This is a genomic window from Curtobacterium sp. Leaf183, assembly GCF_001424385.1.
In the GTDB taxonomy this organism is placed as follows: Bacteria; Actinomycetota; Actinomycetes; order Actinomycetales; family Microbacteriaceae; genus Curtobacterium.
On sequence record NZ_LMPO01000009.1, the window covers coordinates 404,061 to 411,250 of the forward strand.

Sequence of the window (7,190 nt, forward strand, 5' to 3'; positions counted from 1 at the left end):
GCCGACACGACGACTCCTCCACAGCCTGGAGGATCGGAGCGCCATCCACAGATCGGCTTCCGACTCCGGCGTGCTCCGGCCCACCGCGCGAGAGTGTCGGCATGCCTACTCCAGCCCTTTCGGTGCCACTGATCAGGACCGCGCACCTCGCCAGCGCCGAGCGTCGAGCACTCCAGCGAGCAGCCCGTCGCGGCGAGTACATCGCTGTGCGGCCCGGTGTGCTCGTTCGTCCGGCGGACGTTGCAGGACTCTTCCCGGAACAACGCCATCTCGTGCTCGTTCGAGCGAGCGTGCCGCTGGTCGTGCCACCGCGGGCCATCTCGCATGCCTCGGCCGCGGCAGTCCATGCGTTGCCGTTCGTCCAACAGCCGCCGGATCAGGTCCAGCTGACCGACCCACGCCGAGCCCGGCCCGACGGCAGCCGCTTCCTCCGCATCCACCACGGGGTCCTCGACATGCCGACCGAGACACCCGGCGAACAGCATCCGTCGACACTCCCCGTCGAGTTCGTCGGCGCACGGGTCACGTCCCTCGTCAGGACGCTCGCCGACGTCGCTTCCACGGCCCCCTGGGTGGCGTCCGTCCCGATGATCGACGCCGCCCTCGGCCGCGAGGCCACAACGCCCGCGTTGCTCCGTGCAGCGCTCGACCGCGTGGCTCCCCAGGCGCATGCACGCGCCCGTGTGGCACTCGAGATGGGATCGGCGCTCTCGGGCTCCCCCGCTGAGTCCGTCGCACGGGTCCGGTTCCGGCAGCTCGGCACGCCCGAGCCCGTCCAGCAGCACGAGTTCTCCCGCGCCGGAGCGCAGCGCGCGGTCGTCGACTTCTGGTTCCCCGACCAGGGCGTCGTGGTCGAGGTCGACGGGCGCGCCAAGTACGAGGACCCGCAGATGCTCGCCGGCATCTCGACCGCAGACGCCCACTGGCGCGAGAAGCAGCGCGAGGACTTCGTCCGGTCGTTCACCGCGGTCCGCTGTTTCGTCCGGCTGACCTGGGCCGACCTGATGGATCCCGAGACGGTCCGTGCGAAGCTCACGCAGGCGGGGATCCCATGCCGATGAGCACCGCGTCCCACGCGCCTTCCGGAGCCACCCAGCGAGCCCCGCACCTGCCCGGCGTAGCGTGGCGGCATGGCCCCGAAGCACAACGACCGGTCGGACCAGCGGGACCAGGCGATCATCCCCCTGCCGCACGCGCCGATCGACAACTCCTCACCGACCCCCTCGGCCCCGACCACCTCCAAGGGGTGGGCCAAGATGCTCGACCGGATCCTCGACGTCCAGCGCCCCGCGGTCGTCGCCCACGTGAACGGCATCCGGCGCCGCAAGCCCGACGCCACCCCGGCCGAGGTGATCCAGATCCTCGAGCGGCACTACCTCACGGCGGTGACGACGGGCGGCGCTGCGGTCGGGGCGAGCGCCGTGGTGCCCGGCATCGGCATGGCGGCGAGCTTCGGCCTGAGCGGTGCGGAGACGGTCGGCTTCCTCGAGGCGACGGCCCTGTTCGCGCAGTCCGTGACCGAGGTCCACGGCATCACGCTCGACGACCCGGAGCGGTCCCGCACCCTCGTCATGGCGATGATCCTCGGCACGCCCGGAACGCAGCTCATCAAGCAGCTTGCCGGACAGGCCGCGGGTGGTCAGGCCCGCACGGCCTTCTGGGGCGAGATGGTCGCCTCGTCGCTGCCGCAGCAGGCAGTCAGCGGGATCGCCAAGCAGGTCCGCGACTCGTTCATCAAGCGGTTCATCGCGCGGCAGGGCACGTCGATCCTGGGCCGTGCGCTGCCCTTCGGCATCGGTGCCGCGGTCGGTGGACTGGGCAACCACGCGCTCGGCCGCAAGGTGATCCAGGCCTCGCGCAGCGGCTTCGGCGAACCGCCGGCGCACTTCCCGCTCGTGATCGGGGACGACCAGCGCGACCGGAAGCCCAGTCGCCGCGAACGGAAGCTGCAGCAGCAGGCCGACAAGCGGGCAGTGCGCGACGGACGGCGCAACGGCCGGGCGCTCTGACCGCCGGACAGCAGGTCCGGAGCGGTCCCGCCCCGAGCCTCCTGTCCGTCAGCGCTCCGCGTTCAGCGCGCCCGAACGGGCGTGGTGACGACCTGGCCTGCGTGCGCGAACCCGCCGCCGAACCCGAACAGCAGCGTCGGCACACCTTCCGGCAGGTCACCGCGCGCCCACGCCTTCGACAACCCGAGCGGCACGCTCGCAGCGGAGGTGTTGCCCGACTCGACGACGTCCCGCACGACGTACTTCGACTCCCCGCCCAGGGCCTTCACGAGTGGCTCGATGATCCTCAGGTTCGCCTGGTGGAACGCGAATACCTCGATGTCCTCCATCGTCAGACCGGCCTGCTCGACGACCTTGCGGGCGTGCCCCTCTGCTTCGGTGATGGCCCAGCGGTAGATCGACCGGCCCTCCTGCGAGAAGCGTTCCGGGTCACCGCTGACGCGCACGGCGTCCTGCAGGTGCGGGACGCTCCCCCACGACACGGGCCCGATCTCGGGCGTCTCGGAGGCCCCCAGCACGGTCGCGCCGGCGCCGTCGCCGACCAGCACGCAGGTCGAGCGGTCGGTCCAGTCAACGATGCCCGACAGCAGTTCCGAACCGATCACGAGCGCGGTGTCGGCACTGCCGGTCCGGATCGCCTGGTCCGCGATGCCCATCGCGTACTCGAACCCGCTGCACGCGGTGTTGATGTCGATCGGCGCGGGTCCGTTCGTCATGCCGAGCGCGGCGGCGACCCGGCCCGCGGTGTACGGCGCGCGGTCGCGGTGCGTGGTCGACGCGACGACGACCAGGTCGATGTCCGTCGGTGCAAGACCCGCGTCAGCGAGTGCTGCCCGGCCAGCTTCGGTGGCCATCGACGTGACGGTGTCGCCCGGGCCGGCGATGTGCCGGGTCGAGATCCCGGTCCGGGTCACGATCCACTCGTCGTTCGTGTCGACCATCGTCGACAGCTCGTCGTTGTCCAGCACCCGGCTGGGCTGGTGGTGTCCGAACCCGAGGATCCGGCTGCCGCGAAGTGGAGGGATGTTCATCCGACGAACGGTACTCCCGCTCGGCGCACGCGTATGCGCGACCGGGCATGGGAGACGCGCTCAGCTGCGAGCCGCCGCCGACGCGCGACGGTTCGCCTTCTTGATCGCGTCCACGAGCTCGCCCTTGTCCATCGACGAACGACCGCTGATGTCCAATCGCTTCGCCAGGTCCATCAGGTGGGCCTTGGAGGCGTTGGCGTCGACGCCCTCCTCGGTCTTCCCGGACCCGCGCGAGCCCGCCGCGCCGGAGTCCGACGGACCCGACGACTCCTTCGCCTCCCAGTGGTCCCCGACCTTCTCGTACTCGTGCTTCACGGCGGCCCAGGCCGTGCGGCCGGCACGTTCTCCGTCGCCGTACTCGGCTTCGGCGGACTTCCTCGCCTCGGTGTAGATGTCCTGCGCGTGCTTCGGCGAACGCTGCAGCGTGCCGGGCAGGTCGTCGTCAGCGGGCATGGGGTGCTCCTTCCGTCCAGCGTCCGGGCTGAAGCGCCCGGCCGTTCCCGTCACCGGTACTCGCAGGGCCTGGCAGGACGCAGAGGGCACGGGGTAGACCAGACACATGGACTACACACACCTCGGACGGACAGGGTTGTCGGTGTCACGAGCAGTGCTCGGCACCATGAACTTCGGACCGGAGACCAGCGAGGACGACTCGCACGCGATCATGGACCGGGCGCACGAGCTCGGCGTGAACTTCTTCGACACCGCCAACGGCTACGGCGGCTCGGTGGGCAAGGGCGCCACCGAGGAGATCATCGGCCGCTGGTTCGCCAAGGGCGGTGGGCGTCGCGAGAAGACCGTCCTCGCCACCAAGGTCTACGGCGAGATGATCGAGTGGCCGAACGGCGGCAAGCTGTCGGCCTACAACATCCGGCAGTCGCTCGACGCGTCGCTGCGCCGCCTGCAGACGGACCACATCGACCTCTACCAGATGCACCACGTCGACCGGGACACCCCGTGGGACGAGATCTGGCAGGCCATGGACCTCGCCGTCCAGCAGGGCAAGGTGCTCTACGTCGGCTCGTCCAACTTCGCCGGCTGGCACATCGCCCAGGCGCAAGAGGCAGCGAAGCACCGCAACTTCCTCGGCCTGGTCAGCGAGCAGTCGATCTACAACCTCGTCGTCCGCGACGTCGAGCGCGAGGTCCTGCCCGCCGCCCGCCACTACGGTCTCGGCCTGATCCCGTGGTCGCCGCTGCAGGGTGGCCTGCTCGGCGGCATCATCGAGAAGACCGAGCAGGGCTCGCGCCGCCTGTCCGGCCGCAGCGCCGAGTACGTCGAGGGGCACCGCGACCAGCTCACCGCGTACGAGGCCTTCGCCAAGGAGCTCGGCCACACCCCGGGCGAACTCGCCCTGGCGTGGCTGCTGCACCAGCCCGGTGTCACGGCGCCGATCACCGGCCCGCGCACGATGGAGCAGTGGGAGTCGGCCGTCCGCGCGACGGACATCCACCTCGACGACGCGGCGCTCGCGCGCCTCGACGAGCTGTTCCCGGGCCACAAGACGTCGCCGGAGGACTTCGCCTGGTGAGTCGCTGACGCAATCGCCGGACGGGAGGCGCGGTGCGGCCCCGCACCGCGCCTCCCGTCCGTGCTCCGGTCGCGACCCGGCCTGCGAGGATCGGACCATGAGCGAACACCGCGAACTCCTCGTCGCGCTGGACGTGCCGTCCACCGATCAACAGGGCCTGGCCGACGCCGTCACGGCGTGGCTCCGTCCGACGGGGTGGGCGCGACTCGACCCGGCGGCGGCGCTCGAGTTCCCCTCCGGCGAGCCGGACTTCCTCGCCGAACGGGCCGACGACTTCCTGATGGACCGGCCCGGCCGCGCTCGGGACACGCTGATCGGCACGGCGTCCTGCGGCGTCGGCAACCCGATGTGGGACGCAGTCGACTCGATGGAAGGGCCCTCGTGCTGGTCCTGTCGCACGACCGTTGCTGACGACGATGACCTGAGCCGACTCGGCGACTGGATCGGCGGCGATGAGCCGGAGTACACGTGCGCCGGGTGCGGGTCGGTCTCCCGGGCCGGCGACATGGACGTGTCGTCCTCCCTCGTCGTCGGGAACCCCGGCGTGGTGCTCATCACGCCGGACCACGACGGGCCGGCGATGGCGGTCCGGCTCATCGACGAACTTCGACTGGCGTTCCCGAACCGGTGGGCGTCCGTGCACCAGCACCGCTGAGCGTCAGGCCGGCGTCCAGGTCGCGACGACGGCATCGCGGGTCCGCACCTCCGCGGCGCCGGCCCAGACCGTCCCCAGCGAGGCGGCGAACCGAGGCCACACCGACGACGACGGCAGGTCCCACGCTGAGGGATCCTGCACCCAGTGTGTCGACACCCGCACATGGTCCGGCCTGACGGAGACCTGGACCCACGCAGCGTTCGTCAGTCCCACCGTGTACCCGCCGGACTGCCCGTGGTCGACCCTGTCGAGCTGGTCCCGCTCCGGTCGCCGTCCGACCGCCGCGACGAGGTCCGCCGGAGCGAGTGCCACGGCGTCGGGAATCTCCGGTTCCCACCGCTCTGCGCCGAGCCGCCACGGCCCCTGGTACGCCGGACCGGCCTCGCGGAGTGCAGCGAGGGTCGCCCGGAGTCGGTCCGCGACGTCGGAGGGACGGACGACCCGGCCGCGCTCCCACCGCACGCTCACGGACGGCAGCGCACGCTCCATCAGATGTCCCCCGCCTCGTCGCCTCGCGCCTCGGACAGCACGGCGACGCGTGGCGGCACCACCTCGGCGACGACCGTTCGTCCGTGGTGCGCACGCGCGGACTCGCCGTCCCAGGTCGTCACGAGGGTCGTCAGGAGGTCGGTCGTCGCTACGACGACGGCGTCGTCGACGACGGCGTCGTCGACGACGCCGTCCCCGCGCGCCGCACGGAACGGCGCGACGCTCACGGACGGCCACGTCCGGGTGGCGTACACGCGCAGGGTCGCCATGCCGTTGTCGAGCGTGAAGCGGTGTCCGTGCTCCGGCAGCGCCCGGTCGTCGACGTCGCGGACCGGGCGGGAGCCGACCTCGACGACGAGTCGTCCGAGCGGCACCGCGGCGACGTCCTCCACCGCGGGCCGGAAGCGGTCGTGCCGCAGCCGCCACGGGCCGGCGTAGCACCCGCCGAGCGCGGTGAGCACACGGACGGTCTCGGCGAGCGACCACGCCAGGCGTTCCGGCCCAGCCGACGACCACGCCGCCGTCCCGTCCACGTCGAGTTCGAGCTGGGTCGCATCCATGGCCACCATCTTCGCCCACCGCCGCGGACCCATGTGGTGCAATGGACGGGTGGGAGCGGACCGGGACTTCGTCGTGGCATTGGACGTGCCGGCGGCGCAGCAGGAGGCCACCGCGGACGCCGTCGGGGCGTGGCTCCGCGCGCATGCCTGGGCAGCGCCCGACCCGGCGGTGGCTCGGCTGCGCTTCCCTGCGCGTGAACCCGATCTCCTCGGACCGGCCGCCGGTGCCGGCGCGGACGACGACCGCGGCACCATCGCCTGCGGGGTGTCGGACGGTCTGTGGCTCGCGATGGAGGACATGCGCGGCCCTCGTTGCTCGACGTGCGGCACCGAGGTCGACGGGGACCTCGCGTTCCCGCAGCTCTTCGCCTGGGCGGACGGTGCTCCGGAACCGGTCTTCGTCTGTGCCGGCTGCGGCCGAGAGGCCCGTGCTGGCGACATGGACACGGAAGGGTCCTGCACGGTCGGCAACCCCGGCGTGGTCATCGTGCCGACCGTGCAGACCACAGCGCAGGCCGACGCGCTCGCTCGGCGGCTCCGCGACGACCTCCGCGTCGCGTTCGGCGGCCGGTGGGTGCACGTGCACCAGCACGAGTGAACCGGGGCACTCCCGAGCGCCCAAGCGCGGCCTCTCCTTGCTCGCGACCTTCGAGAGCTCGAACGCCGCGACCTTCTCGAGCACCGGCACCGGCACCGGCACCGTCGCCACCGCGATCGCTCGGAATGCGTCGTCCTCGCCAGCGAGGACGTACGAAGGCCCTGCCGACCTCCCGTCTTCGTCCATTCTGCGATGCTGCGGTGGTTGACCACGACGACGACCCCGCAGTGCAGCTGGGGCCGGGGTGGAGCGGGCCGTCAGCGGACGTTGACGAGACCAGCTCGACGGGAGGCCCGGTGCGCGTCGGACGCGCACCG

The 7,190-nt window shown here is 71.8% G+C and carries 9 protein-coding genes; 5 read left to right on the forward strand and 4 right to left on the reverse strand.

The features are described from left to right. Nucleotides 1-455 precede the first annotated feature (455 nt). Nucleotides 456-1,061 carry a hypothetical protein gene (locus ASG04_RS12840; RefSeq protein ID WP_156463663.1) on the forward strand — a complete coding sequence of 202 codons (606 nt, stop codon included), beginning with the start codon at nucleotides 456-458 and terminating at the stop codon, nucleotides 1,059-1,061. Nucleotides 1,062-1,130: 69 nt separating this feature from the next. Continuing rightward, a complete protein-coding gene (locus ASG04_RS12845) occupies nucleotides 1,131-2,009 on the forward strand; it encodes a hypothetical protein (RefSeq protein ID WP_235515537.1) in 879 nt (292 codons plus the stop codon). Nucleotides 2,010-2,071: 62 nt separating this feature from the next. Here the strand turns inward: ASG04_RS12845 and ASG04_RS12850 are convergent, their stop codons facing one another. Continuing rightward, nucleotides 2,072-3,040 carry a beta-ketoacyl-ACP synthase III gene (locus ASG04_RS12850; RefSeq protein ID WP_056124978.1) on the reverse strand — a complete coding sequence of 323 codons (969 nt, stop codon included), beginning with the start codon at nucleotides 3,038-3,040 and terminating at the stop codon, nucleotides 2,072-2,074. Between the two features lie 60 nt (nucleotides 3,041-3,100). Then, a complete protein-coding gene (locus tag ASG04_RS12855) occupies nucleotides 3,101-3,493 on the reverse strand; it encodes a ChaB family protein (RefSeq protein ID WP_056124980.1) in 393 nt (130 codons plus the stop codon). Nucleotides 3,494-3,599: 106 nt separating this feature from the next. Between ASG04_RS12855 and ASG04_RS12860 the strand changes: the two genes are divergently transcribed. Further along, nucleotides 3,600-4,571 (forward strand): aldo/keto reductase, encoded by a 972-nt coding sequence (locus ASG04_RS12860; RefSeq protein WP_056124983.1) that lies wholly within the window; start codon nucleotides 3,600-3,602, stop codon nucleotides 4,569-4,571. 97 nt (nucleotides 4,572-4,668) lie between these two features. Continuing rightward, nucleotides 4,669-5,226, forward strand: coding sequence for a hypothetical protein (locus ASG04_RS12865; RefSeq protein ID WP_056124986.1), 558 nt, complete (start codon nucleotides 4,669-4,671; stop codon nucleotides 5,224-5,226). Nucleotides 5,227-5,229: 3 nt separating this feature from the next. On the opposite strand, the gene ASG04_RS12870 is transcribed toward ASG04_RS12865, so the two are convergent. Continuing rightward, entirely contained in the window at nucleotides 5,230-5,715 is a 486-nt protein-coding gene (locus tag ASG04_RS12870) for a hypothetical protein (RefSeq protein WP_056124988.1), read from the reverse strand. Further along, nucleotides 5,715-6,275 (reverse strand): hypothetical protein, encoded by a 561-nt coding sequence (locus ASG04_RS12875; RefSeq protein ID WP_146245265.1) that lies wholly within the window; start codon nucleotides 6,273-6,275, stop codon nucleotides 5,715-5,717. The genes ASG04_RS12870 and ASG04_RS12875 overlap by 1 nt, the downstream gene beginning before the upstream one ends. Here ASG04_RS12875 and ASG04_RS12880 point away from each other — a divergent pair. Next, nucleotides 6,274-6,873, forward strand: a complete 600-nt coding sequence (locus ASG04_RS12880) for a hypothetical protein (RefSeq protein WP_162241724.1) — start codon at nucleotides 6,274-6,276, stop codon at nucleotides 6,871-6,873. The two genes, ASG04_RS12875 and ASG04_RS12880, sit on opposite strands and share 2 nt — an antisense overlap. Nucleotides 6,874-7,190: the final 317 nt, after the last annotated feature.